At 61.5% G+C, this 25,314-nt stretch carries 18 protein-coding genes and 4 pseudogenes; 13 read left to right on the forward strand and 9 right to left on the reverse strand.

Features of this window, described 5'->3' with window-relative positions:
- Positions 1-45 precede the first annotated feature (45 nt).
- The 4 genes and pseudogenes from XI02_RS36770 to XI02_RS36785 all read left to right on the forward strand — a co-directional run.
- A pseudogene (locus XI02_RS36770) lies at positions 46-1,245 on the forward strand (IS66 family transposase); the annotation flags it as partial.
- A 102-nt stretch (positions 1,246-1,347) separates the two neighbouring features.
- Positions 1,348-2,950, forward strand: a pseudogene (gene istA / locus XI02_RS36775) (IS21 family transposase).
- Positions 2,847-3,710, forward strand: a complete 864-nt coding sequence (gene istB, locus XI02_RS36780) for an IS21-like element helper ATPase IstB (RefSeq protein WP_172647601.1) — start codon at positions 2,847-2,849, stop codon at positions 3,708-3,710. Before istA ends, istB begins: the two are co-directional and overlap by 104 nt.
- A 4-nt stretch (positions 3,711-3,714) precedes the next feature.
- Positions 3,715-4,989 (forward strand): annotated as a pseudogene (locus XI02_RS36785) (IS66 family transposase); the annotation flags it as partial.
- Positions 4,990-5,401: 412 nt separating this feature from the next.
- Here XI02_RS36785 and XI02_RS36790 read toward each other — a convergent pair.
- The 4 genes from XI02_RS36790 to XI02_RS36805 form a co-directional block, all read right to left on the reverse strand.
- On the reverse strand, positions 5,402-6,490 hold the full coding sequence (locus XI02_RS36790; RefSeq protein WP_172646938.1) for an IS110 family transposase: 1,089 nt from the start codon (positions 6,488-6,490) through the stop codon (positions 5,402-5,404).
- 507 nt (positions 6,491-6,997) lie between these two features.
- On the reverse strand, positions 6,998-7,309 hold the full coding sequence (locus tag XI02_RS36795) for a DUF736 domain-containing protein (protein WP_172646937.1): 312 nt from the start codon (positions 7,307-7,309) through the stop codon (positions 6,998-7,000).
- A gap of 712 nt (positions 7,310-8,021) precedes the next feature.
- Positions 8,022-10,034, reverse strand: a complete 2,013-nt coding sequence (locus tag XI02_RS36800; protein ID WP_172646936.1) for a ParB/RepB/Spo0J family partition protein — start codon at positions 10,032-10,034, stop codon at positions 8,022-8,024.
- Between the two features lie 1,121 nt (positions 10,035-11,155).
- On the reverse strand, positions 11,156-11,479 hold the full coding sequence (locus tag XI02_RS36805; RefSeq protein WP_018273524.1) for a DUF736 family protein: 324 nt from the start codon (positions 11,477-11,479) through the stop codon (positions 11,156-11,158).
- Between the two features lie 899 nt (positions 11,480-12,378).
- On the opposite strand from XI02_RS36805, the gene XI02_RS36810 reads away from it, so the two are divergent.
- The 3 genes from XI02_RS36810 to XI02_RS36820 all read left to right on the forward strand — a co-directional run bounded on the left by XI02_RS36810 (position 12,379) and on the right by XI02_RS36820 (position 16,629).
- Positions 12,379-14,046 (forward strand): recombinase family protein, encoded by a 1,668-nt coding sequence (locus tag XI02_RS36810; protein WP_172646935.1) that lies wholly within the window; start codon positions 12,379-12,381, stop codon positions 14,044-14,046.
- 99 nt (positions 14,047-14,145) lie between these two features.
- The gene (locus XI02_RS36815) at positions 14,146-15,993 is read left to right on the forward strand and encodes a site-specific integrase (RefSeq protein ID WP_240536847.1); all 1,848 of its coding nucleotides are present in this window, start codon (positions 14,146-14,148) and stop codon (positions 15,991-15,993) included.
- A gap of 441 nt (positions 15,994-16,434) precedes the next feature.
- Entirely contained in the window at positions 16,435-16,629 is a 195-nt protein-coding gene (locus tag XI02_RS36820) for a hypothetical protein (RefSeq protein WP_038935057.1), read from the forward strand.
- A gap of 18 nt (positions 16,630-16,647) precedes the next feature.
- Here the strand turns inward: XI02_RS36820 and ppk2 are convergent, their stop codons facing one another.
- Positions 16,648-17,337: a polyphosphate kinase 2 gene (gene ppk2 / locus XI02_RS36825; RefSeq protein WP_370142616.1), complete on the reverse strand. Its 690-nt coding sequence runs from the start codon at positions 17,335-17,337 to the stop codon at positions 16,648-16,650.
- A 397-nt stretch (positions 17,338-17,734) separates the two neighbouring features.
- Between ppk2 and XI02_RS36830 the strand changes: the two genes are divergently transcribed.
- The 4 genes from XI02_RS36830 (at position 17,735) to XI02_RS46510 (ending at position 21,050) form a co-directional block, all read left to right on the forward strand.
- Positions 17,735-18,598, forward strand: coding sequence for a transglutaminase family protein (locus XI02_RS36830; RefSeq protein ID WP_172646934.1), 864 nt, complete (start codon positions 17,735-17,737; stop codon positions 18,596-18,598).
- 963 nt (positions 18,599-19,561) lie between these two features.
- Positions 19,562-19,921, forward strand: a complete 360-nt coding sequence (locus XI02_RS36835) for a hypothetical protein (protein WP_244981010.1) — start codon at positions 19,562-19,564, stop codon at positions 19,919-19,921.
- Between the two features lie 510 nt (positions 19,922-20,431).
- Complete coding sequence (locus tag XI02_RS36840; protein WP_018646276.1) at positions 20,432-20,596, forward strand: DUF3309 family protein; 165 nt, start codon at positions 20,432-20,434, stop codon at positions 20,594-20,596.
- A 193-nt stretch (positions 20,597-20,789) separates the two neighbouring features.
- Positions 20,790-21,050 (forward strand): hypothetical protein, encoded by a 261-nt coding sequence (locus tag XI02_RS46510; RefSeq protein WP_172646933.1) that lies wholly within the window; start codon positions 20,790-20,792, stop codon positions 21,048-21,050.
- 154 nt (positions 21,051-21,204) lie between these two features.
- On the opposite strand, the gene groL is transcribed toward XI02_RS46510, so the two are convergent.
- From groL to XI02_RS36860, 3 genes are all read right to left on the reverse strand, one after another.
- Positions 21,205-22,845, reverse strand: a complete 1,641-nt coding sequence (groL, locus tag XI02_RS36850; protein WP_172649067.1) for a chaperonin GroEL — start codon at positions 22,843-22,845, stop codon at positions 21,205-21,207.
- 139 nt (positions 22,846-22,984) lie between these two features.
- Entirely contained in the window at positions 22,985-23,299 is a 315-nt protein-coding gene (locus tag XI02_RS36855; RefSeq protein ID WP_092216776.1) for a co-chaperone GroES, read from the reverse strand.
- Positions 23,300-23,642: 343 nt separating this feature from the next.
- Positions 23,643-23,912 (reverse strand): hypothetical protein, encoded by a 270-nt coding sequence (locus XI02_RS36860; protein ID WP_092216775.1) that lies wholly within the window; start codon positions 23,910-23,912, stop codon positions 23,643-23,645.
- A gap of 186 nt (positions 23,913-24,098) precedes the next feature.
- Here XI02_RS36860 and XI02_RS45645 point away from each other — a divergent pair.
- Positions 24,099-24,436, forward strand: a pseudogene (locus XI02_RS45645) (IS701 family transposase); the annotation flags it as partial.
- Positions 24,437-24,464: 28 nt separating this feature from the next.
- Here the strand turns inward: XI02_RS45645 and XI02_RS36865 are convergent.
- Complete coding sequence (locus tag XI02_RS36865; protein ID WP_018648614.1) at positions 24,465-24,740, reverse strand: hypothetical protein; 276 nt, start codon at positions 24,738-24,740, stop codon at positions 24,465-24,467.
- 209 nt (positions 24,741-24,949) lie between these two features.
- On the opposite strand from XI02_RS36865, the gene XI02_RS36870 reads away from it, so the two are divergent.
- Entirely contained in the window at positions 24,950-25,198 is a 249-nt protein-coding gene (locus XI02_RS36870) for a hypothetical protein (protein ID WP_018273528.1), read from the forward strand.
- The last annotated feature ends 116 nt before the right edge of the window (positions 25,199-25,314 follow it).

Consider the following 25,314-nt stretch of genomic DNA (forward strand, 5'->3'; position numbering starts at 1 on the left):
GTTTTACAGGTTTGAATCTGCTGCTTGATCTGATTCAATGGCTTCATGATATCAAAGCCGGACGATCTTCCATCGGACCTTGCGAGTGCCCTGGCGGCGCTGCAGGCCGAGCGTGAGGCGCGGCTGCGAGCTGAGGCGATGGCTGCCAGCGCGCAGGCGGAGCTGTCGGACAACGAGGCGCTGGTCGCGCATCTCGAGCTGCGGATCGAGAAGCTCAAACGCGAACTGTACGGGCAGCGCTCCGAGCGCACGGCGCGGCTGCTCGAGCAGTTGGAACTAGAGCTCGAAGACCTCGTCGCCGCGGCGAGCGAGGATGAGCTTGCGGCGCAGGCCGCAGCGGCGAAGACGCAGAACGTCCGCCCCTTCACGCGCAAGCGGCCGGTGCGCAAGCCCTGGCCGGACGACATCGAACACGAGCGCGTCGTCATTGACGCTCCGACGAGCTGCGCCTGCTGCGGCGGATCGCGGCTGGCGAAGATCGGCGAGGATGTGACCAAGACGCTGGAGGAGATCCCGCGTCGCTTCAAGGTCATCGAGACAGTGCGCGAGAAGTTCACCTGCCGCGATTGCGAGAAGATCAGCCAGCCGGCTGCGCCGTTCCATGCCACGCCGCGCGGCTTCATCGGCCCACAATTGCTGGCGACGATCCTGTTCGACAAGTTCGGCATGCATATCCCGCTCAACCGCCAGAGTGCGCGCTTTAAGGCCGAGAGGATCGATTTGCCGCTGTCGACGCTGGCCGACCAGGTCGGCCACGGGACCTTCGCCGTGATGCCGCTCTTCCACTTGATCGAACGCCATGTGCTCGCTGCCGAGCGCCTTCATGGCGACGACACCACCATCCGTATCCTGGCGAAGGGCAAGTGCACGACCGGGCGGATCTGGACCTATGTGCGGGATGACCGGCCCTTTGCCGGGCCTGCGCCGCCGGCGGCGGTCTATTACGCCTCGAGCGACCGACGAGGCGAGCATCCCCAGAAGCATCTGGCCGCCTTCGCCGGGATCCTGCAAGCCGATTGCTACAACGGCTTCGAGCCGCTGTTCGACCCGCAGAAGAAGGTGCTGCCGATTACGCCGGCGTTTTGCTTCGCCCATGCGCGGCGGGGCTTCTTCGAGCTGGCTGACATCGAGAAGAATGCCCGGGAAGGCAAGAGAGGTAAACCGGTCTCTCCGATCGCGCTGGAGGCGGTCAGGCGCCTGGATGTGTTGTTTGACATCGAGCGCGCCATTAACTGTCATTCGGCTTGCAATATTGACCCCCTAAGCCGGGGGATCGGCGTCCAAAATTGACCCCCTACAGATAGGTCTGTTGCGCTGCCTGCTTTGGAATGAAGCAGGTGGTTGGGGATGCTGGTCGTGGAGACGATTGCGCGGATTCGGCGCGAGCACTTCATCAAGGGCAAAACGATCAAGGAGATCGCCCGCGACCTGAAGGTGTCTCGGAACACGGTCCGGAAGGTGCTGAGGTCGGGCGAGACTTCGTTCGAGTACGAGCGGTCGGTGCAGCCGCGGCCAAAGCTGGGGCGATGGGCATCGGAACTCGACGGGTTGCTGTCGGCGAACGCGGTCAAATCCACACGTGAACAGCTGACGTTGATCCGGATCTTCGAGGAGCTGCGCGGCCGCGGCTATGACGGCGGTTACGATGCGGTGCGGCGTTACGCCCGGCAGTGGGGTAAGGAGCGCGGGCAATCGACGGCTGCGGCTTATGTCCCGCTGAGCTTTGCGCCAGGCGAAGCTTATCAGTTCGACTGGAGCCACGAGGTGGTGCTGTTGAGCGGCACCACGGTGATGGTCAAGGCCGCCCATGTCCGCCTCTGCCACAGCCGCATGCTGTTCGTGCGGGCCTATCCGCGGGAGACGCAGGAGATGGTGTTCGACGCCCACGACCGGGCGTTCGCCCTGTTCAAGGGCACCTGCAGTCGCGGCATCTACGACAACATGAAGACTGCGGTGGAGACGATCTTCGTCGGCAAAGGACGCCTCTACAATCGCCGCTTCCTGCAGATGTGCAGCCACTACCTGGTCGACCCGGTGGCTTGTACGCCGGCCTCGGGCTGGGAGAAGGGCCAGGTCGAGAACCAGGTCGGGCTGGTCCGGGAGCGCTTCTTCACGCCGCGGCTGCGGTTCAAAAACCTGGACGAGTTGAACGCCTGGCTGCTCGACAAATGCATCGCCTACGCCAAGGCACATCGCCATCCGGAGCTGGCCGACCAGACGATCTGGGAGGTGTTCGAAGCCGAACGCCCCAAGCTCGTTCCCTATGCCGGCCGGTTCGACGGGTTCCATGCGGTGACGGCGTCGGTCTCGAAGACCTGTCTGGTGCGCTTCGACAACAACAAATACTCGGTCGCAGCCAGCGCAGTCGGGCGCCCGGTCGAGGTTCAGGCCTATGCCGACCGCATCGTGATCCGTCAGGATGGGCGCATCGTCGCGGAGCACCCACGATCCTTCGGACGCGGCGAGACGACCTACGATCCCTGGCATTATGTGCCGGTGCTCGCTCGCAAACCCGGCGCCTTGCGCAATGGCGCTCCCTTCAAGGACTGGGTGCTGCCGGCCGCGATCGAGCGGATCCGTCGCAGGCTTGCCAGCACCGACGATGGCAATCGGCAGATGGTCGACATCCTCAACGCGGTGCTGACCGACGGTCTGCCGGCGGTGGAAGCCGCCTGTGCCGAAGCGCTCGGCCACGGCGTCCACTCCGCCGACGTCGTGCTTAACATCCTGGCCAGGCAACGCGAACCCGCTCCACCGGCAAACATCATGACGCCGGCCGCACTGACGCTCCGCCATGCGCCGATCGCCGATTGTGCCCGTTACGACAACCTCCGGAGGACCAGCTGATGGAACGAACTCAAATCTTCGACCTTATGGGCGAGCTCAAGCTCTACGGCATGAAGGCCGCCTTCGACGAGATCATGGCGACCGCCATCAAGCGACAGCATGAACCTCAGCGCATCGTCGGCGACCTACTCAACGCCGAGATCAACGAGAAGCAGGCTCGCTCGATCAAGTACCAGCTCACCATCGCCAAACTGCCGCTCGCCAAGGATATCGCCGACTTCCAGTTCGACGGAACGCCGATCAACCAGACGCTCGTCAATGATCTTGCCGGCGGCGGCTTCATCGCTCAGCAGCGCAACGTCGTCCTGGTCGGCGGCACGGGCACCGGCAAGACTCACCTGGCCATCGCAATCGCCAGAAGCTGCATCCGATCCGGTGCCCGTGGCCGCTTCTTCAACGTGGTCGACCTTGTCAACCGCCTCGAGACCGAGACCCGCAGCGGACGTCAGGGCCGGCTCGCTGAGCATCTGACCCGGATGGACTTCATCGTCCTGGACGAACTCGGATACCTGCCCTTCGCCCAGTCCGGCGGCCAGCTTCTGTTCCATCTCGTTAGCCGCCTCTACGAACGCGCCTCCGTCATCGTCACCACCAATCTCGCCTTCGGCGAATGGCCGAGCGTGTTCGGCGATGCCAAGATGACCACCGCGCTGCTCGACCGATTGACCCACCACTGCGACATCGTCGAGACCGGCAACGACAGTTGGCGATTCAAAAGCCGAGACGACGATCACATCACCCGCGCTCGTCTCGCCTCCGCTATCCCGACCAGCTCCGACGAGACGAGCGCTACCAGCAAACCCCGCCGCCCGAAGGGGTCAAAATTGGACGCCGATGAGGGGTCAAATTTGCAAGCCGATTGACACTCCGGATGCACCGCCGAAACGCAAGTCGCTCCCTGATCATCTGCCACGCGAAGAGGTCGTTCTCGGCGTCGGTAGCGCGGCGTGCGCGGGCTGCGGCGGGGCCTTGCATGCCATTGGCGAGAGCGTCAGCGAGATGTTGGACTGGGTGCCGGCTCAGCTGCGCGTCGTGCGGATCCGCCGCCCGAAATTTGCCTGCCGCGCCTGCGGCACCATCACCCAGGCCCCTGCTCCGGAGCGGCCGATCGCTGGTGGATTGGCCACGCCCGCCCTGCTCGCCCAGGTGCTGGTCAGCAAGTATTGCGACCACACGCCACTCTATCGCCAGGCGCAGATTTTTGCGCGGCACGGCGTCGAACTCGAGCGTTCGACCCTTGCTGGCTGGGTCGGCGGAGCCTGCTGGTGGATTGAGAGTTTGCACGAACGGCTGTGCAAAAACGTGTTCGCCTCCGACCATCTTTTTGCCGACGACACGCCAATCCCGGTGCTGGATCCCGGCCGAGGACGGACCAAAACCGGGCGGTTATGGGTCTATGCCCGCGATCAACACGGATGGGGTGGACCGGCACCGCCGGCAGCAGTTTACTTGTTTGCGCCGGATCGAAAGGCCGAGCGTCCCGCCTCGCATCTCGAGCGCTTTAAGGGCGTTCTGCACGTCGATGGCTATGCCGGCTTCGAGCAGTTGACCAGCAATGGCGACATCATTCTTGCCGCCTGTTGGGCCCATGCCAGGCGCAAGTTTTACGAAATTGCCGAGGCCGACGGCGCACCTTTGGCAGTAGAAGCGCTTCGTCGGATCAGCGAAATTTACGCCGTAGAGGCCAGAATCCGCGGTCAATCGCCAGCGCATCGGCTGGTCACGCGGCGCTCGTTATCCAAGCCCCACGTCGATAACTTCCGGCTTTGGATCGAGACGCAGCTCCCCTTGCTGCCCGGTCGCGCCAAGCTTGCCGAGGCGATGCGTTACGCGCTCTCGCGCTGGAATGGACTGACACGCTTCCTGCATGACGGCCGCGTTGAGCTCGATACGAACCCTGTCGAGCGCGCGATCCGCCCTGTCGCACTCGGGCGCAAGAACCACCTTTTTGCCGGGAGCGATGGCGGTGGAACACGTTGGGCGGTGCTTTGTTCACTGATCGAAACCTGCAAATTGAACGGTGTCGAACCCTACGATTACCTTCGCGATGTGCTCACTCGCATGGTCGATGGATATCCTGTCAACCGCCTCGACGAGTTGCTGCCGTGGGCTTGGAAAGCCGAGAATCCCGTCACGGAATAAGGTCAGGTGCAGGCTCCGGACGCTTACTCGGTCGTGTTGTGCGCTTCATCTCACCCATTCTGGCTTCCTCTCTTTGCTGTGACAAGGTCCTTGCATCGACGCCACGAAGCGTTGGCGAAGGCGAGAGTCCAGGTGCGCCGTGCACTCTTGCGCGCTCATCGACGGGGATAAATTCGCTGCGACAAGGCAGCCGATAACCGTCGCGGCGCATCTTTCCATCGGTTGGACGGAGCCACATCACAGGCACTATCGCGTGGTCCAGTCGCCCCGCGAGGGGCCTGGCCACACGCAAGATAACGTGCGTTCCGTCGTCGTGGATCTGCACCAGGTCTCATCCGCTCGTCGCGGAGCTCCGTGTTCAAAACGTCGCGTTGATCAGCACAATCGATCTCCCAAATCAGGCCCGGCGACCTCACGCGAGGGGCGCGAGCAGCCTGCGTTCCTTGACGGCGGCGCGTGCGCTGACGTCCGCCTTGGCGGCGTCCGGATCACCACAATAGAACGTGCCGTCGACCCACATCGCGTGCATGATCACGGCGAGTTTGCGCGCCACCGCGACGGTTGCCTTGCGGTGCGAAGAGCGTTTGGCGAGCGCCAGGCCCCAGCTTTTGACCTTGTCTTTCTTCTTGTAGCGGGTCAGCAGCGCGCTCGCCGCCTCGTACAGCGCGCGCCGCACATCGGCGTCACCCGCCTTGCTGATGCGGCCCTGGACGTCGATCGAGGTGCCCGACTGCCAGCGCCGCGAGGTCAGGCCAAAATAGGCGGCGACGTCGCGCGAGCGCCTGAACCGGGAAGGATCGTCAATCGCGGTCATGAAGCTCAGTGCCGCGATCGGGCCGACGCCGGGAATCTGCATGAAGCGGCGGCACAGCGCGTGGCCGGCGACCAGCTTGACCACCAGATTGTGCAGCCGGCAGTACTCTTTCCACAGCGCCGCGCGCGCGTTCAGCATGGCGTCGATCAGTTCAGAGACCAGCGCATCGTGCGCCACCGCGTCGCGCACCGCTTGCGCAAAACCGCCCCGCCCGACCCGGTTCAGGCGGATGCCGAACGCCTTCAGCGAGTGCCGGACCGCGTTCTCGAGGTCCAAAAACTTGCGCTTCGGATTGCGCCGGTGGGTCAATAACAGCCGCAGCCGGTAGCAGGCTTCGCTCTTGATATGGGCACGGCGGAACCAGCCGGTGCGCATGATGTGGGCGATACCGAGCGCGTCGGTTTTGTCGGTCTTGTTGCGCTGCGCGTTGAGCGCCGCGCGGACGTGCAGGGTCTCCAGACACACCGCCGGCAAGCCCAGTTTGACGAGCTCCGGATGCAGCCAGGGCGACAGCGCCCCGGCCTCGTGGCCGAGCCGCCGCAGCCGCGCAAGATACGGTTTGAGCGCCGTTTTGATCGCCTCCGGATCGGTCACGACCGTGGTCTGCAGCGCCACCGCGCCGCGGTCGTCGACCACGCAAATCGCGCTCTCGTCCATGCCGACATCCAGTCCACAGAACCATTCCATCGCACGCCTCCCGCGTTGCTGAGGCGGCGGAGTGTGCGGGTTATTCGGCTCGCGGACCACGTCAGCTGCCGCAAGTTTGGGCGCAGACCGATTACGGGCGGCACTACGCCCTACCCTGCTCCGTCCTCATGCCTGGTTGGCCTGGCTTTGCTCAAATCGCCAAGTCGATTTACGGCGCGCTTGATTCTCAACGCATGAATTTGAGGACTTTCGTTCAAGAAACGAAGAGCAATTCGAGCTCTAGAGGCCACAGCGGACGCGTCATTGCGACTTGTAAAACAGGCGAAATAGCACCTCCGCCAGATCGAAAATCGAAGCAGATGTGCTGCACAATTCCGTTCGCTGAGCCCAAAAAACCGCCCCAAAATCCGTCCGATCGATCGCATTTTGGCCCGCGGCGAAGCCCTCTTCTGAACGTGAGAGTACTGCCCTGCTCTTCCCAAGGTGGGGCGAGAAACGCAAAAAACGCTCCGCCTCCGAGGAGGCGGGGCCGATGATCCGTCAGGGTCAGTCGCCGTTGCGGCGCGACCAGATCAGGCTGAAACCCTCTTCGCCTTCGACCTTGACCAGCGAGGCGTAGATCGGGGCTGGGAAGCTCGGATCGTCGAGCTTGACCGAGAGATATTCGCGATCGCTGTCGCGAGCGGTCTTCTTCCAGGCGGCGCCGAACTCGGTGCTACCCGCGAAGATGCGGTAGTCGGGAGCCTTGTCGTTGTCCTTCTCGGATACGACGAGCTTGGCCTTGATGTTGAGCGTCAGCGTCTTGATCGAGCCGGTGTAGCCGTTGTCCGAAGCGGTGAAAGTGCCGATGGTCGCCATGATAATCTCCGTCTGTTTTGCTCGGGCCGCGTCCATCGCAGCCTCGATGGCGATCCCTGGCCCTGGGAGCGATCGGCCCGCAGCCGCTAAGGCCCAGAGCGCCAGCGGAGGACGGCGATAAGCCTGCTTTTTTGTCTTCCCGCGAGGAATGCCGCGGCTTCGCGGCGGGGGAAAAAAGCAGGCATGAGCTGTTGCGGGAAGGCGATCGAGGCTCTTGCCGTCCCCCGGGCTTGATCAGCCCAATCGTGACTGCGTTGGACGCGAGCCCACAACGGAACTGACGGAGATTATCATGGCGACTGGCCCCGTCACAGCATCAGACACCGGCCGGATCGGACGAAGATGAGCGAAGCCCCTGCATCAATCGCCGCGAGGAAGCAGCGAGATCGACGCTAGGAACCCAACCGCATTTGCACGCAAGGAACCGATCGCGCCGCTAGAATTGTCCGCACCAATGCGCGCTGGATGCGTACGATCAAGATCCGCGCTTCCCAGACCCGGTCTATGCCTCGCTGGTGAAGGTCGAAGGAGCCACGATACAGCCTCCCTGGCGCAGCAATCGGCGCAGATCGGACGGATCGTGCCCCCGATGGAGGGAGCGCTTGAATGGGGAATCGCCGCTTTGCATCTATGGAATCGGCCGCGCACCATCTGGTGCGCGGCCGCAATTTTGAAGCCCGCAAGGACCGCCTACTCGGCCCCGGCGCTGGTCTCACTCCGCGGCTTCCGCCCGGAGTTCGCTGCCTTTCGCTTCGCTTTGGAGATCGGTTTGCTCCCGCGGCACCGCCGTCCGTAGCAGCGACGGCAGCCAGTCAGTTGGGGCCAGCAGCTGCTCTGCGGCCTGCGCCATATCAGCCTTCTTCATCGCCGACAGGCGCTCGGCCGTCTCCCCGCCGACGCCTTCGCGGACCGCCGCCAGGATGTTCGCCTTGGTGACGCGGCCGAGATAACTCCGCACCGTCGGGCGCCAGTAGTAGGTCATGTCGAGGGCCACGGCCTCGGCCAGACGGCGGGCCGCCGCCAGCGCCCGCGGCCTCCGGTCAAACGGCAATTTGACCGCATTGACCGTGAGGGAGACGCAATGCGCGAACAGCGCCATGCGGCTGTCGTGGTCAAGCTCGGCCACGAAGTCCCACAGTCCGGCGACGCCCTTGGGCATCTGCCGTGCCCAATTGGCATGGCGATCCGACCAAGCTTTCCCGGCCGGTGTGTCCTCGATCCCGTCCGCATGCGCGGCGAGATCAGTCTTCACCGGCTGGATGCCGACCACATGCGCGGCCGCGCCGACATAGAAGATCTGGGCGGCGAGTGCATGGGCGAGCGCCACAATGGCGACGTCAGGCTGCTCACTCAAATTGAGCCGCAGCCCCAAGGTTCGGTGCGCGGTGAGGTCGCGGACGAGAGCGTCGGACAGCATCTTGTTATCGTCCTCCTCGTCGCTCGCGCCCTCGTCGTCCTCGCCATCCGGAGCGGCTTCCTCGCCTTCCCGGTCCCCCTCGTCCCCCGCCTCGGCATCGCTTTCCGGGCCGGTTTCTGCCTCGGGCTTCTCGTAGTCCGGGCGGATGAAACCCCGCTCGACCCGCACGGTGCCATCGTGATTGAGGATCACAAACGCGCCGCCGCGCGCGACGTCGCCGGCGTCGTAGGCCTGCCGTTTTGCCTCCAGCCGCTCGATTTCGGCCTCAAGCTCGCCGAACCGCGCGTCGACGTCGTCGGGCAGTTCCTCGGCCGTCTGATGCTGCTCGGTCAGCCGGTCGAACTCGGTCTGGACCGCCTGAAGCGCGGCCTGATCTTCGGCCGAAAGCTCGACCGGATGCGGGTAGACCCGGCGCATGCCGTGGGCATACGGGAAGTCGAGATGGGCCTCCGTCCACCGCCACCCCTCGGCCGCTCGCAGGTTATCCGCCTCGCGACCGAGCCTTGCCGTCACCAAGAGATCGAGCAGCGAGACGTCTTCCAGATAGCCGCCGCGATCCTCGGTGAAGAGGTCGCGCAGCACCGTGCCGCCCGCCTCCGTGTAGGCCTCGAGCCCGACAAAACGCACGCGGCGATCCGTGGCGGCGACATGGGTTTCGGTGAGGAGGCGACGGATGGTGCCGGCATCCGGGTCGAAGGGCAGGCGCTCATGGACGGCTTCCTGCCGGGCATGATCGTCCGTGATGGCAAAGGCCATCAGCTGCTCAAGCGTCAGATCGCCCTCGCGATAGAGCTGCACCAATTTGGGCGAAACAGCGCCGAGCCGCAGGCGTTGCCGCACAACATGGGCCGTGACGCCGAAGCGGGCCGCGATCTCCTCCGCGCCAAGCCCGCGCTCGTCCGCGAGCTTCCGGAACGCCTCGAACTGGTCGGCCGGATGCATGCTTTCCCGGGTGACGTTCTCGTCCAGGCTGATTTCGTGGGGATCGTTCGCGGTATCGACGATGCAGCGGATCGGCTCGCCCTTCTTGATCTCCTTGCGCTCCACCCGCAGCAGCTGGGCCAGTCGCCTGCCCTCGCCGATGGTCACGAAATAGAACCCGGTGGCCGTTCCCTCTCCGTCAAACTCGGGCTCGACCACCAGATTTTGCAGGATGCCCTTGGCGGCGATGCTCGCCGCATAAGCCTCGATCGCCGCCTCGCTGTGCGGCGTCCTGCGCGCATTGTTCGGGGACTTCTTGAGCTTGTTGAGCGGAATGAGAACCTCCGTCCCGCTCACGGGAATGATTTCAACTGATTTGGCCGACATGATCATTCTTCCTTTTGCTTCCATGGGTGCATGGCGCACTCCGCGCCTGCGCCCCTGCCCGTCGGCGAGGCCGGGGGTAGCAAGTGCCAGGGCGCCCCGAGCGGAGGGGTATCTCCCGCCCGATGAGGGCCGCTTCGCGAGAAGCGGGTCTGCACAAGCGCGTCCCAATTCGTCCAAGGTCGGCAAATGAGCGAAGCGCGGAAGACCGGGGAGACCGCTCGGGGCGGCGCCGGCATAGCCGGCGCGCTACCCTGGCGCGCGCGCGGGGCGGAGCCCCGTAGCTCTCGACGATGAGAGCGCTGAGCAACCCGGAAGAAGTGAAATCAAGCCAAGAGTGACAAGATCAAAGAGGCAGCCGCCGACTGGGCAGTGATAGCGACGCGGGCATGCAATGCCCGCGGGCACCGAGGCGACTGCAGTCGCGAGACCGGTTAACAAGGCACCCGAACGCGGGACAGTGACAGCGACGCCGGCATGCAATGACGGCGGGGACCGCGGGCGAGTGCCTCCGGCGAGCGACACATTACATAATAGCGATATATTGCGCGCGTGATCCTCATCTGTTTGCGCGAGGGATCGCAGCCGTCACGATGACCTAGTTCGACGAAACTGGACCTCACCGCGCGCTTTTTTCTTCGAGTCATTGATTTGTTGGGAAGCGCTTCTTCTTAACCCGCGCAGGCTGCAAATTTTTCGGCTTCCGCCAACCATCACTGCGAGCGTGCAACATGTAGCGAACAGGACGCGGCCGCCTATTTGGCTCCAAACCTCGAACGACGGCGCGTTACGACCTGATCAGAGCGACTGGCGGATGTGAATCGCCATCGGCAGGACAAACCCAAGCTGACTTCCGCCGCGGCCTGGCTGCGGGATTCTTTGCCGGAGCCTCCTTTGCAGGTTGCTTGCGGGCCATCGGCATGAGCATCTCCTTTTGACCGCTTGCAGCCTTGCGCGGGCTCGTGGCCGGCTTGCCACCGATGCTCCGCGCAGCACCCGCGCGCAGAGCGCGTCATCAGGCAGGAACAAGTCATCCGAGCTACCGGCAATGACAGTCGATAGGCGTCTGCCTGAAGCTTAGAGAAAAGGCTCCCGCGCTTCGCGCGGGAGCCCAAAATCCTGGGCTAGTCTCCAGGATTCCAGATCAGGAAGAAGCCGTTGTCATCGCCCAGGCCGACGGCTCGGCCAAGGTTGGCGTAGAGCTTGCGAGACCCAAGTTCAGGTGCTGCGAGTGACAGGCTGACGCAGTCCTTGCCGCTGCTTTCGCCGCGCCGGATCCAGCCGGCTCCGATCTCGACTCCCTGCGCGATGATGCGGAAATCCGGCTGAGCCTCGGTCGACTTGCCGCTGTTGGGGACGATGTCGATGTGGGCGCGGATGGACAAGGTCTTGAGCTCGCCCCTGAAGCCGCCGTTGTCCGTACGGGTGACGAATCCGATTGCAGTCATGGTCTGTCTCCTTCGTTGCCGCTGGGCCGATCCCCTGCGATGGCGAGACCGTCATGGCGGCCGGAGCGCTGCCGAACCTTTGGGGCGAAGCGCAGCGGCGCACCCGAGCTAGTGTCTTTTTTGCAGCGAAGCGGTCGCGAGGAGCCGGCTTGCCGGCGGGGAAAAAAGAAGCGTGCGAGGGTTTCGGACGGCGGGACGGCTGCCATAGGTCGTCAAGCCATAAGCAGGGAATCGTCTCATCGCGAAAGCGAAGCGCAGGCCTTGCAGGAAAGGTAACATCCCCATCCGGGGCGCTCTCGGCAGCGGAGCACCTTCGCCATGGGCGATCCACACCGGCAGACGGGAAGCTCGCCGACGCCGATCTGCACTTCAGACCAAAGACCCAGGACGTGGAAATCGGCGGACTACGCTGAGCACGTCCTGGTGAGGCAAAGACACGTCGAGCAGCAAGCGATGAGGTAACGCGAAGATGATCGACTTGACCAAACCGTCATCGGCCATACCGAGATGACGCATGCATCCCCGTCTGGGCGCAAGATACCGCAACCTTGCTTGGCCTGCAGTTGAAAGAGTCAAGGATCGCGCGTCTCATGGTGATCAACAAATACGTAGTCGAACCGGACCTTATGTGGATTCGCTTTGCAACGACGTCCAATCGCATGGCGGACCTCTGAAGACTTCTTCTGCAAGTGTCTAAGGAACACATCGAGAATGGCCGCTGCCACCGACACTTTATCAATAGGCGCGAGCACCGGTGCGCGCACTTCGTTAGGTCGCGCGGCGATCTAGAGGCACGATCGTGCGGGATACCTGTCAGAAATTACCCTTGCAGCCGAGTCCAGCCGAGGCGATCTTGCGGCTTGCACGCGTACTCGCTCGTCTGGCTGCAAGGGAAGATCATGAGAGAGAACAAGCCAATCGAAGAAGCAAAAAGGAGAGCGGCGATCTATGCCCGATTCTCGACAGACCTTCAGAACGAACGATCGATTGAGGATCAGCTTTCGCTCTGTCAGACCTATGCTGGTCGCGATGGATTGAGCGTCATCCGCACCTATGAAGACCGAGCCCGCTCCGGCGGCTCGTTGATGGGGCGCGACGGCTTGCTGCAGCTGCTGGACGATGCAAGAGAGAAGTCCTTTGATGTTGTTGTCGTCGAAGCACTTGATCGTCTCTCCCGCGACATGGAAGATCTCGCGGGCATCCATAAGCGGCTATCTTTTCTCGGTATCGAGATCCGGGCGGTGCACGAAGGCGTGGTCAATACTGTACTGGTCGGTCTTCGCGGCCTGGTCGGACAGCTCTATCGCGAGGATAACGCTCACAAGGTGCGTCGTGGCCAGGCTGGGCGGATCAAGCAAGGCTTGGCTGGAGGTGGCTTGACGTACGGGTACGCGGCGATCGCCGGCAGAAGCGGCGAGCGGGTCGTCGTCGAGGCCGAGGCACAAGTGATCCGGCGCATCTTTCAGGAATACGTCGACGGTCGGACGCCTCGCGAAATCGCGCACGACCTCAACAAGGAGAGAGTATCACCCCCACGTGGGCGCGCGTGGAATGCTTCAACCATCAATGGCAACCTAGAAAGGGGTGCCGGCATTCTGCAGAACGAGCTCTACGTAGGACGCCTCGTCTGGAACAAGGTCAGGATGGTGAAAGATCCCGATTCTGGAAAGCGCCTGTCACGCCCCAATCCGAAAAGTGACTGGCAGATCGCTGAAGTGCCGCATCTTGCAATCATCAGTTCGGAACTGTTCACAGCGGCTCAGAAGCGCAAAGAGGAACGTGGTCGTACCCATCCTAGTCGTCAACGTCGGCCCCGTCGGATGCTATCTGGCCTGATCCGCTGCGGTTCATGTGGCTCCGGCATGGCAACCAATGGACGGGACAAATCGGGGCGTGTCCGCATTCGCTGCTCGGCCGACACGGAGAGCGGAACGTGCCCCGACGCCAAGACCTTCTATTTGGACAGGATCGAGAGTGCAGTTCTCAGTGGCCTGAAGGCCGAGTTGCGCGCGCCGAAAGTCATTTCCGAGTACGTGCGCACATACCTCGAGGAAAGGAAACGTCTCGCATCGGCGTCAGTTGCGAAGAGACAAGGTCTTGAGCAGCAGCTCGGAAAACTGAACAGGGAGATCGACCGACTGGTTGATGCGATCGCAAAGGGACTCGGAGACCCATCCATTCTTGGCCCAAGATCGACGGCCTTGGGTGCCGAACGAAAGCGCATCTCCGAGGAGCTGCAGAATGCACCGCCGGCCGCAAAGGAAGTTGCGCTGCATCCGGCTATTCTGAAGCGGTATGAGGAACAACTCGGCCGTCTTGAGGAAGCGCTAGCGAAGGGTATCAGCGCGGGCGACGGAGAGGCCGCCGAAGCTATCAGGGACCTCGTCGAGACCGTCACCGTTTTCCGCGATCCAGAGCGGCCGGGCGGCGTAACAGTGGAGATCGCAGGCCGGCTAAACGCCCTGCTGGGCGAAAAGGCCTATCCGAACCGCGTCAAAGGAGTGTGGGGAAAGATGGTAGCGGGGGAGGGACGCGCTACCAGGTCTAAAATCGAAGCGAAATCCTGAGCTTTTCCAGCACGTTGGCCGGAATGTGGTAGCGGATTTGATGGTGTTACATCCCACGGGGATGTCTCACCCGGCCCGCCCCCCCGGAAAGGCCTACGCGTGGCTCGTCCTTCCTACCTCGCCCGGCGCGGCGATGGACGCTATTTCCTGCAGATTCGGCTGGGGAAACAGGCCGCTCAGCTCTTTGGGCTCCCCCTCCTTCGTGTCAGCCTCAGGACCGGGAATTTTGATGAGGCTAGGCGGCGGCTGATGGACAATCTCGGATGGGTGCAGGAGCTGATCGCGGCTCCCGACCTGGAGGCGTTGGGGACCATCCTCGACGCGCGGCTGCACGCCTATGTCGAGCATGGCGTGCCGGCGAACGAGCGGCTGCTGGCCGAGCGCTGCGCGTTCGAACATGAGGTCAGGCGCTATCTCGGCCGGGCGCAGGACCGCGGCTATGCCTACCCGCAGCGTTTCCCTCGGATGCCGAGCACCTGGGTCGACTTCGTCAACCAGAACAAGGCGGCCGAAAGCGAGATCGCCCGCCTAAACGTTCGGCGTGCCTATGAAAACGGCCGGCATGACGCGGCCGAGGCGGTCAAGGAAGGCTGGACGGCGCCCGCCGCCCCGGCGGTCGCACAACCGTTCGATCCCATCGCGATGATCGATCGCCTCGTGCAGGACGCAGTCGCCCAAAGGCTTCCGTTGCTTCCGGCGCAGAAGGTGGGCTCGATCTCGCCGGTCTCCGAGCCCGCGGTATGTGCCCCCACCGGGGAGGCCGCCGAAGACAATTCCTGCCGGATGTCCGACGTGCTCGCGGAATTTCTCAAACCGCTGGACCGCAAGCGGAAACACACCGCGAAGGGCCGCGGAGAAGCTGAACCCGTCATCCAGTTCGCCATCGATTTCCTGGACAACCCGCGGATGGATGAACTGACCGATGCCAAATGGAAGCAACTCGACGAGGCGCTGCCGGATATCCCCAATCGCGATAACATTCCACGCCGGTTCGCGAAGACGCTTTTCCAGCGCTACAAATATGCGGAAGAGACGAAGTGGTCGCAGCTCGAGCGCGTGACGACCACCACCATCAAGAGCCGGTACTGGGCCGGGCTCTATAAGTTCGTCGACTTCGCCATCGCGGAAAAGCATTACTGCGGACCGCGTCCCAAGTTCGTGTGCATCGATCCCGAAAATTTGGCGCCGCTGCCGCGCGATGCCTTCGACGATGACGAGCTGCTGACGCTGTTGCGCCTGCCGCTCTTCACCGGCTGCAAGAATCGCGTGCACGTCTGGCAGCCCGGCCGGTACTTCGTGCAATCGCACATCTACTGGGGTTTCTTGATCTGCATCCTCACCGGCATGAGGCCCGGCGAGGTCGGCCAGCTCAAATGCGCCGATATCCGAACCGATGGCGAGTTCTACTATTTCGACTTGCGCCCGTTCGATGCTCGCCATGGCCGCGTCGCGGTGAAGGATCTGCGCAATCTGAAGACGAACGCTGCCGGGCGGGTCATTCCGATCCATCCGCTTCTCATCGAGTTGGGGCTGCTGGATCGAATGCAGGATCTGATGGACAAGCAAGAGGAACGGCTCTTCCCGGAATGGGACGCCTATACTCGCAAAGACGGTACGATCCGCTGGTCGCAGCCGCTGAGCAAGGCATGGCAGTACGTGAAGACGAAACTGAAACTCGATCGCGCGGACCTTACCCTCTATTCGACGCGGCACCTCATGGCCGATTGGCTCGACAATGATGCGATCGCACAACGCACGCGCGACCGCATTCTCGGACATGCCAGCGACGTTCGAGGGCGGTATGGCCGCAAAGGCATTCTTGATCCGCAGATCGCGGCGAAGATCGAAGCCCTAGAACCGCAGGTGATCAAGCAGATGAGGGAGATCTTGCTCGCCGCCAAAAACCGAGCCGATGCCGGCGAGCTCACAATGCTGAAGACGTACTGAGTCAGAGTTCGTTGGACTGTTCTGAATGGCGCGCCACTCAGAACAAAACTGCGAACTCGTATGTAATTGAAATTACAGCCATACATTGCTCGACCTGCCGCTTAAGGGTTGAGCCTATCTTCAATAGGACAAGCGCGCCGGCTGGAAGGACATTGGGCCAAGAGAAAGCGAGTGGCCTCAAGTGCCGTCATGCAGCCGAGACCGGCGTGACAGCTTGCCGATAGACGCCGTCCCCCACGTCGCCAGCCGCAAAGAGGCCCGGCTTGAGCGTCGCAAATCGGTGAGGGCTACGCTCGCCTGCGCTGATCGTCGGAGGAACGAAAATACGTTTTACTCCTTCAAACAGGATATTGTGCACTCCAGCGCATTGGCAGCGCACCGCAGCGGCTCTAGGTAAAATGATGATATTGTGACGATCGTCGAGAAGCGGGAGACGAGGCAATGATACGGGATGAGAAGCTCCAACGGATCATCGAACGCGCTATTCAATCAGCTTTCGTTGATTTTCCAGACGCGGGAAACGGGACGGTGTGGCCGAAAACTTACAAAGAGCCCAACGAATGCAAGACTATCGCAACAGCTGTCCTCGCCGCTCTCGAAAATGCAGGCTACAGAATTTCGCTCGATGCAAACTGAGGCATCAAGGTAAGCCACCTAAGCCTCGATCAGGCCGCGCTCATAGCAGGCTTTATCGTAAGGAAAAACGACCGCCGGATCGGGTCTGTGGAGACGACGGTGCTTTCCCGGATAGTTCAGCCGCCACAGCACATCGCGAATGATATTAAGCCGCGCATGTTCCTTGTCACCGCCGCGGACCACGGTCCAGGGCGAGGTGACGGTGTGCGTCCGCTCCAGCATCTTGTCCCGTGCTTCGGAATAAGCTTTCCAAAGCTTCTGCGCCTTGGCATCGATGGGGCTCATCTTCCATTGCTTCAGGGGATCCCTTTGGCGGTCGGCGAGCCGTCGCTTCTGCTCCTGTTTCGAAATATCAAGATAGTACTTGAGCAGGGTGATCCCCGAACGCTCAATCATTGCTTCGAAACCCGGCACGGTCTCGAGGAATTCCTCGGTTTCCTCCTTGGTGCAAAAGCCCATGACACGCTCAACTCCAGCACGGTTGTACCAAATGCGATTGAGCAGCACGATCTCTCTTGCCGCGGGCAAGTGCGAAACGTGACGCTGGAAGTACCATGAACACCGTTCCCGATTGCTCGGCGGCCCCAGCGCTACGACGCGGGTATCGCGCGGGCTTAGATGTTCGACAATCCACTTGATCGTGCCATCCTTGCCGGCGGCGTCGCGACCTTCGACGATGACAAGGATACGCTGGCCGCGCTCAATCACGCAGGCTGCAGCTTGACGAGCTCGATTTGCAGCCGGACCAGCAGCGCGTGATACCTATGGCGACTCAAATGTTGCGGAAGTGGTGGCCGGTTCTTCATGGTTCGATCCCTCCTAGTCGCCTCACTATCCAGGAATGTCGCGCGACACGAGGCTGTCCACACATTTGCAGCACGTCACACTTGTCGGATCCTATCGCACCGCGAACTGATGTTGTGCTTGCACATCGACACCCGTTAACATGCCCGTATGAATGAATCGCAGCGTTCTCGCACGGTGCCTCGTCCGGTTTCGGTCGTCTGGATCGACATTTGCATGGGCATCTTCAACTCGGCCATACTTCCCGAGGGGACCACCGGATAAGGGGCCTGGCCAGAGGCCGCCCCGATCGGAGCTTTCGTTGATTATGCTGAAGGTTCTTCACACGACGACTTATCGATTCAACGAACACGTGCACCTGTTGCCGCACCGCTTGATGCTTCGTCCGCGCGAAAGCCGCGAGCTCCGCTTGATTTCGAGCAACGTCACGATGACGCCGCATGCGGCCTTGACCTGGGCGCACGATGTGTTTGGCAATGCAATCGCGACGGCCACGTTTCAGATGACAGCCTCCAACCTGGTGATCGCCAGCGTCGCGGAGCTTCAGCTCGACGCGGTTGCATGGCCGGTGTTCGATATCGCTGTCTCGGCCATGTCTTACCCATTCCGCTATTCTGATGACGATTGGACCGATCTCGGCGCCCTGGCTCTCCCCCAGTACTCGGACACAGCGGGGGTCCTACGAAATTGGGCACAAATGTTCGTTCGAGGAAGTCGGACTGATACGCTGTCGCTGCTAAAGGACCTGAGCGTCGGCGTTTCGGAAGCTGTCCAGTACCAGAGCCGTGAGGATGAGGGTACCCAAACGCCGGTAGAAACGTTAAATCGTGGCTGGGGGTCATGCCGGGATTTCGCGGTGCTGTTCACCGAAGCAGCACGCATGCTCGGGTTTGGAGCCAGGATCGTCTCCGGCTATCTTTACAATCCAGAGCAACAGAGCGTCGGATCGAGCGATGCGGGATCAACCCATGCGTGGGCCGAGGTCTTCGTACCGGGCGCCGGCTGGATCACTTTCGACCCGACGAATCGTAGCCTCGGCGGCTTCAATCTGATCCCGGTCGCGGTCGCGCGCGACATCCGGCAGACGATTCCGGTGTCCGGCAGCTTCGTCGGCAGCATCGGCGCCTTCGCCGGGATGTCCGTAGAAGTTCTTGTCACATCATAGATCGACGCATTGGACCTTCGGCAGCCTTTCTGATCAGTCGTTCAGCTTCAAGGCCCTCACGTTTTCTAGAAGGGCCTTCAGGCTCCTGCTCATGATGGGCATCGCCTATTGCGCCTACTCGTCAGTGGGGCTTGGGCCAAAGAGTGACATTGCGATGAGTGATGCCGTCCTAATCTGATGGCAAATTCCCTTTCGTTAAATTTTCTTGAATGAGCAATTTTGACCATGAGCTCGCGCTGCGTTGCGGCACAATACTTCTCGCCGCCCTGCTCTCGGCATCCATCGGTGATTGAGAGAATGTTTGCGAGGGCCGCAGCTATAGCCAATTGATTCCCGCTAACGGCAACACCCGCTGAATCGCCGCTAGGCAGAATGGAATTGGGCGATTGGCACAATCTGTCGACAGACTTTCGGGGCTGTCACTGATCCACGCGGATCCACACGCAACAAACAAATCGGCGATAGCTGGAACTCTTGTCGGCTTGCCCTGTTCATTCTTTGTCCGATTCCGGACGCATAAGAATTGGTGGATACTATGAAAAGAATTCTATTAGCGACAGTCGCTGTTCTCGCATTCGCTTCTCCGTCATTCGCGGCGGAGACTGGCAAAACCGTTGGCCAATCGCCTTCCTCGTTCTACCTGGCTCAGGATACTGCGACCATGAAATGTCAGATCGTCGAGAGCCAGCCTGCTGCCGGCGGTAGCATGAAGGTTGTCGGCGCCGCTCACACGACAAAGGCCTCGGCAGAAGCGGCTTTGAAGGCCGAAAAAACTTGCGCCAAGTAATCGGTTAAGTCGCGGCGCGAGTACAGAGGCGGGTCTGTGAGTTCGCTTAGAACCACGAATCCTCGGATCCGCCCCCCCACCAGCGCTTCAAGCACCCTGGGTCGAGGTTCTTTATCGGCCAGCGGCACGCAATCGACTTGCCGCTTGAGATGCTCCAAGTTGGAGAGGATACGACCATGAACCAGCAGACAATGAAATACGCGATTGCGGTCGCACTCTTCGGTGCGGCGACGCTCGCCTCGGTGCTGCCTTCGGGGGCAGCTCCGATCTCGCCGAGCACGGCTCTTCTGACACAAGCGGCTTCGTCGTCCGCAGTGACAGAAGTCTACTACCGACGCCACTACCGCGGTCGCGGCTACTACGGCGCTCCGGGGGCCGCAATTGGTCTTGGCATCCTGGGTGCCGCGGCTGGAGCCGCCGCTTATGGAGCCTACGGTGGTAGCTATTACGGGCCAGGCTACGCGCCGGGCTACTATGCGCCAGATTACTACGGCGGCCAGTATCCCTATCGCCGCCAATACTACGCCCCGTATTGAGGGCACGAGCGACGCTGTTTGGGCGTGGCAACCTCTGTCACAGACCATGCCCACTCAACGCGCGCTCGAGCGCACTCGAGCGCGATGGCGCGGCTGCGCCCTTGTGATCCGGTCAACTGCATCGGCCCCTCCCATCCGGGGTCGCCTGCGGACTTTTGCAGGAGTTGGCGAATCGCAAGACAGACAAAACTTGCGCCAGGGAGCTAAAGGCGCGAGCGCGGGGCGGGTCTATCGGCTCGACCAGCAATCCCGAAGCGACTGACTCGTCCCGGCAACGCCACGGGCACCGCCGACCCCGAGCCAAACGATACCAAGGCTGCCTCTCTCAAGCTCAAACTGCCTCCTGCTCCGCGTCCGCCGCGCCGGGTGGCATTTCAATCGAGAAGAAGTAGCACAGCACTTGCCCAGTGATGCCGCCGACAGTCGTCGCCGGAAGCTTGAAGATCGCGCACTCAACTCGGACTACCGTGAGACCCAATATCCACACGGTCCCACCAAAGGAGTCGGACAATGTCGATCGGACTTATCCTCATCATCCTCCTCATCATCTTCCTGCTTGGTGGCTTCAGCGGCCGCTTCGGCGGCTACGGCTACGGCTATGGCCACGGTGGGATGGGGGTCATCGGTACCATCCTGGTCATCCTCGTCGTATTGCTACTTCTGGGTCGGCTCTGACCCTCGCAGGGTCGGCTGTGTCGACCGGGCGCCTCCCAAAATATCCTGTCCCCGGCGTACCGGGTCCCAACGAGCCCCGACCAGCTGAAGCCGACAATGCCCGCCGATGAAGGGGTGTTTGTGCCTGCCTCGGTCCTGCTGCAGCGGCTGCACGACGAGGCACCGGCAAGATCGCTTTACCCTGGGCTGGCTGATGGGTCGCCTACACAAGCACTCCTTCGGCCCTATTATGCTGCTGCTCGCTGTGGTCGCTATTGCACCGGGTGTCTCGATCGTAGCCGGCCTGCTACTCATGATCCCCGCGTCCCAGGTGATCGCGGTCTTCGGTCTAATCACGGGGGCGACCAACCAGGGCGGAGCTATGCACTTCCCAAAATCCAGTAACGGTGGGGTGCGTCCTGACTGGTTTGGTAACAATTCTCACCCGCCACCCGGCTGCAATGCAAAGTGCTGATTTTGAGATATTGCACAAGGCGTCCTCACGGAAATCCGTGAAACGGCGAGAATTCATCACGCTTCTCGGCGGCCGCTTTTTGCTGGTTCCTGCAAAAAAGGCCCAAGCATCTCTGCCGGGCCTTCGTTATTGTTGAGCTCTGAACGAGTAGGACTTAAAAATCCATACCACCCATGCCGCCACCTTGAGGCATGCCGCCACCGCCGGCGTTCTTCTTTGGCAATTCGGCCACCATGGCTTCGGTAGTGATCAGGAGCGCCGCAACAGAAGCCGCGTTCTGAATCGCCACACGAACGACCTTGGTCGGGTCGATGATGCCCTTGGTGACCAGGTTGCCGTACTCGCCGGACTGGGAGTCAAAGCCGTAGCCATACTGATCCTTCTCCAGGATCTTGCCGACGATGACGGAGCCGTCCTCGCCAGCGTTGATCGCGATCTGGCGGGCCGGCGCAGACAGCGCCTTGCGCACGATCTCGACGCCGGTCTTCTGGTCATCGTTCTTGGTGCGCAGCCCCTTGAGATGCTCGGAAGCACGCAGCAGGGCGACGCCGCCGCCCGGCAGGATGCCTTCCTCGACGGCCGCGCGGGTCGCATGCATCGCGTCATCAACGCGATCCTTGCGCTCCTTCACCTCGACCTCGGTCGCGCCGCCGACGCGGATCACCGCGACGCCGCCCGCGAGTTTGGCAAGACGCTCCTGCAGCTTTTCACGGTCATAGTCCGAGGAGGTCTCCTCGATCTGCGCCTTGATCTGCGCCACCCGCGCCTCGATGTCGGCCTTCTTGCCGGCGCCGCTGACGATGGTGGTGTTCTCCTTGTCGATCATCACCTTCTTGGCGCGACCGAGCATGTTGAGCGTGACGTTCTCGAGCTTGATGCCCAGATCTTCCGAGATCGCCTGGCCGCCGGTCAGGATCGCGATGTCCTGCAGCATGGCCTTGCGGCGATCGCCGAAGCCCGGAGCCTTCACGGCCGCGACCTTCAGACCGCCGCGGAGGCGGTTCACGACCAGGGTCGCGAGCGCTTCGCCCTCGACGTCTTCCGCGATAATCACAAGCGGCTTGCCACTCTGGACGACGGCTTCCAGCAGCGGAAGCAGTTCATTCAACTGAGATAGCTTCTTTTCGTGGATGAGGACGTAGGCGTCTTCCATTTCGGCGCGCATTTTGTCGGCGTTGGTGACGAAGTACGGCGAGATGTAGCCGCGGTCGAACTGCATGCCCTCGACGACGTCGAGCTCGGTCTCGAGCGACTTGGCTTCCTCGACGGTGATGACACCCTCGTTGCCGACCTCCTTCATGGCGTCGGAGAGGAACTTGCCGATCTCCGCGTCGCCGTTGGCCGAGATGGTGCCGACCTGGGCGATCTCCTCGTTCGAGGTGACCTTCTTGGAGTTCTTCACGAGATCGGCGACCACGGCTTCCACCGCGAGGTCGATACCGCGCTTCAGGTCCATCGGGTTCATACCGGCGGCAACCGCCTTCGCGCCTTCACGGACGATCGCAGCCGCGAGCACGGTCGCGGTGGTGGTGCCATCGCCAGCTGCATCTGCCGATTTGGAGGCAACTTCTCGCACCATCTGCGCGCCCATGTTCTCGAACTTGTCCTCAAGCTCGATCTCCTTGGCGACAGTGACGCCGTCTTTGGTGATGCGGGGGGCGCCGAACGACTTGTCGAGCACGACGTTCCGGCCCTTGGGCCCGAGCGTGACCTTAACCGCATTGTTGAGAATTTCAACACCGCGCAACATCCTGTCGCGGGCGTCGACGCCGAACTTAACTTCTTTGGCCGACATCATGATCTCCGTTTTCAACTGTCAAATCCGAAAGACCGCGCGACTCGGCGAGCTCTTTAGGGACGTGAGTTCAACTTGCGGGCCTTATCCTTCTCCTTCGAGACGCTGGCTGCTTGGGATAAGGAAAACAGACTGGCGCTTAGGCGACCTTCTTCTTGGCGGCGGGCAGCTCGGTGAGAACGCCCATAATGTCGCTTTCCTTCATGATCAGTACTTCCTGATCATCGAGCTCGATCTCCGTACCTGACCACTTGCCGAACAGGACGCGGTCGCCAACCTTGAGATCGATGGGCAGCTTGCCGGATTCGTCGCGGCCGCCTGGGCCAACCGCCGTGATCTCGCCCTGCGAAGGTTTTTCCTTGGCGCTGTCCGGAATGATGATGCCGCCAGTGGTCTTCTCTTCGGCTTCGATACGCTTGACCGCAACGCGGTCGTGAAGCGGACGGAATTTCATGCTGCCCTCCTGTTTTCTTGTTGTTGTTGCTTTGGACGAAATGGCAGTCGTGGCCAGCGAGTGCTAATCAGCACATAAGCCGCCGCAAGGGGACGTACAAGACCGTCCCGAAACGATATTCGCTCAGAGCATCACGAAATAGCTGCCAAGACCGCGGCGGCTAAGGATCCGGTGAAGGCCAGCTGTGTGGTGCGAAAGTCGTTGGACGCCGCGTCATCAAATTTGAGAAAGCTTCCCATCGCGCAGGGGCATTGCGTTGTTCTCGACGTGCGCCAGAATACGCCGGACGTCGGTCGCTTCTTGTGCAGCCATTCAGCGGTGCTTGTCGAGATCGAGTGGCTCGTCACTCGCGAGGCGCTTCGGCATCAATGCGCTGAGCGTCAGCCAAATCGACCGGGTTGATGGAAATCCTCTCCACCGTTGAAGTGCGCGGCGGCGCCGCCGGCACCGTGATCATAGTGGCAACCCGGCGAAACGCCTCGAACGACAATCCTTCGATCATCTCCTCATCGGTGATGACCTCGTAGGCACCCGGAGGCAGGAGGCGGTCGATGCCCTTGATCCGGAAGGGATGCTTGAAGGTGACCGTTTCGCGTCGGGAGCGCATGGTCATGATCGGCTATCCTTCAGAAACGGCTTTGCATCGGCGCGATAATGAAGCAATCCGTTTACAGTGCTTTCTGTGCCGAGATTAGCTATCTCTTTATCATGAGATGGCTGCGAAGTCACCAAACACAAGGCAATACACATCGCGGATTTGTATAGATGCCGGCGGACGAAATGCTTGCTGATGCCAAGTGAAAAAATGCGAGTTGGCGATCGGCAAGCATCGCGACTCGGAGAGAAGAAATGCTATCTCGCAAATCTACCAGCCGAGATAGACTTGCAGCGGTTGGCTACAACCGTCATGTCGCGATGGGACGGTTCTGGCACGGTCTTCATCGTCACGCTCTTATGACGATGGTTGCTTACGCCTTCTTGCAGCACTTCCGCATTGCCAAGACGGGGCGCAAAAATGAAACGACGGCCACCACCTCAGCCCAACCTGCCAGCCGCGCGTCCCGCCATCGTCGCTCTCATTCTTCAGCCATCAGATCCGCGATACGGGTACTGCAGAACACAGGTCAGCGAAGAGCAAGGCGTGAACAAATCTGCCAAAGTCGTGTTAGCGCCCACCCGAAGCACCTTTATGATCGTGCAGGAAACGGGCGATCCGCGTCTTCAACACGGTGGCGTCGTGCGATTTGCCCGAGGCCGCGTGCTCGAAGAGCCTGCGCTGGACGTCAGTAGGCAGATCATTCCATTCGCTGACAAGGGCGGCACCCAGACATTCCAGGACTCTGCGCTCCACATCGCGCAAATCGCTGGCTTCATAGGGTAAAGGCCACGCCAACTCCTGCGCTCCGCCTTCCTCGTCCCAACGGTCGAGAGCGGTTGCCATTTCTTCTCCCGACGTTGGCCTTCGACCTTTCTTTTTGACCATTCTATATAGTCGCATATATCGGCATTAAGCGCCATTCGCTCGATCGCGGGGCGATCCGAAGCGCCAATCCTTCCAGTACCGAGAATGCCGCGGCCGCGGAACTCGGTAGTTCGCCCATCGGTTATTGCAGCGGTTTGTTCGCGCGGCGTACAGACTCAAGGTTCACCATGGATGTGATCGTTACACCGGCAGAGGGAGGCACGGTTTGGCAGCTGACGGACCTGCTCGGCCGCTCGATGGGGCGCATCACGGCAAGCGCTCCACGTCAGTTCATGATCCATCCGGAGGGCCACGCATCGGAAACTATGGCCGGCATACAGCAAGGGCCGCACGCCTCGCTCGACGCCGCACTGGCTGAGATCGAGAGGCACACCCGGGGCGTCTGCCGTCGAAATCCTGGCGAAGATCAGCTTTAGACAGCGCCCAACAATCCAGATCGTCGGCAGAGTATCCTATATTTACTGCGGGAAGATCTATATGTTTTACAGGTAACGCCCGCCCAGATTGCCTGATGACGGGACCGTCAGTTCCG

Source organism: Bradyrhizobium sp. CCBAU 21365, assembly GCF_015291305.1.
Classification (GTDB): Bacteria; Pseudomonadota; Alphaproteobacteria; order Rhizobiales; family Xanthobacteraceae; genus Bradyrhizobium; species Bradyrhizobium elkanii.

What these genes read in the sequence shown, in the direction of transcription:
- XI02_RS36805 (WP_018273524.1), bottom strand. Translation starts at nt 11,479, where the DNA reads ATGACTGCAATCGGATTCGTCACCCGTACGGACAACGGCGGCTTCAGG.
- XI02_RS36810 (WP_172646935.1), top strand. Translation starts at nt 12,379, where the DNA reads ATGAGAGAGAACAAGCCAATCGAAGAAGCAAAAAGGAGAGCGGCGATC.
- XI02_RS36870 (WP_018273528.1), top strand. Translation starts at nt 24,950, where the DNA reads ATGGATGTGATCGTTACACCGGCAGAGGGAGGCACGGTTTGGCAGCTG.
- XI02_RS36860 (WP_092216775.1), bottom strand. Translation starts at nt 23,912, where the DNA reads ATGACCATGCGCTCCCGACGCGAAACGGTCACCTTCAAGCATCCCTTC.
- XI02_RS36800 (WP_172646936.1), bottom strand. Translation starts at nt 10,034, where the DNA reads ATGTCGGCCAAATCAGTTGAAATCATTCCCGTGAGCGGGACGGAGGTT.
- XI02_RS36820 (WP_038935057.1), top strand. Translation starts at nt 16,435, where the DNA reads ATGATACGGGATGAGAAGCTCCAACGGATCATCGAACGCGCTATTCAA.
- istB (WP_172647601.1), top strand. Translation starts at nt 2,847, where the DNA reads ATGGAACGAACTCAAATCTTCGACCTTATGGGCGAGCTCAAGCTCTAC.
- XI02_RS36790 (WP_172646938.1), bottom strand. Translation starts at nt 6,490, where the DNA reads ATGGAATGGTTCTGTGGACTGGATGTCGGCATGGACGAGAGCGCGATT.
- XI02_RS36865 (WP_018648614.1), bottom strand. Translation starts at nt 24,740, where the DNA reads ATGGCAACCGCTCTCGACCGTTGGGACGAGGAAGGCGGAGCGCAGGAG.
- XI02_RS36855 (WP_092216776.1), bottom strand. Translation starts at nt 23,299, where the DNA reads ATGAAATTCCGTCCGCTTCACGACCGCGTTGCGGTCAAGCGTATCGAA.
- XI02_RS36795 (WP_172646937.1), bottom strand. Translation starts at nt 7,309, where the DNA reads ATGGCGACCATCGGCACTTTCACCGCTTCGGACAACGGCTACACCGGC.
- groL (WP_172649067.1), bottom strand. Translation starts at nt 22,845, where the DNA reads ATGTCGGCCAAAGAAGTTAAGTTCGGCGTCGACGCCCGCGACAGGATG.
- XI02_RS36835 (WP_244981010.1), top strand. Translation starts at nt 19,562, where the DNA reads ATGAACCAGCAGACAATGAAATACGCGATTGCGGTCGCACTCTTCGGT.
- XI02_RS46510 (WP_172646933.1), top strand. Translation starts at nt 20,790, where the DNA reads ATGGGTCGCCTACACAAGCACTCCTTCGGCCCTATTATGCTGCTGCTC.
- XI02_RS36840 (WP_018646276.1), top strand. Translation starts at nt 20,432, where the DNA reads ATGTCGATCGGACTTATCCTCATCATCCTCCTCATCATCTTCCTGCTT.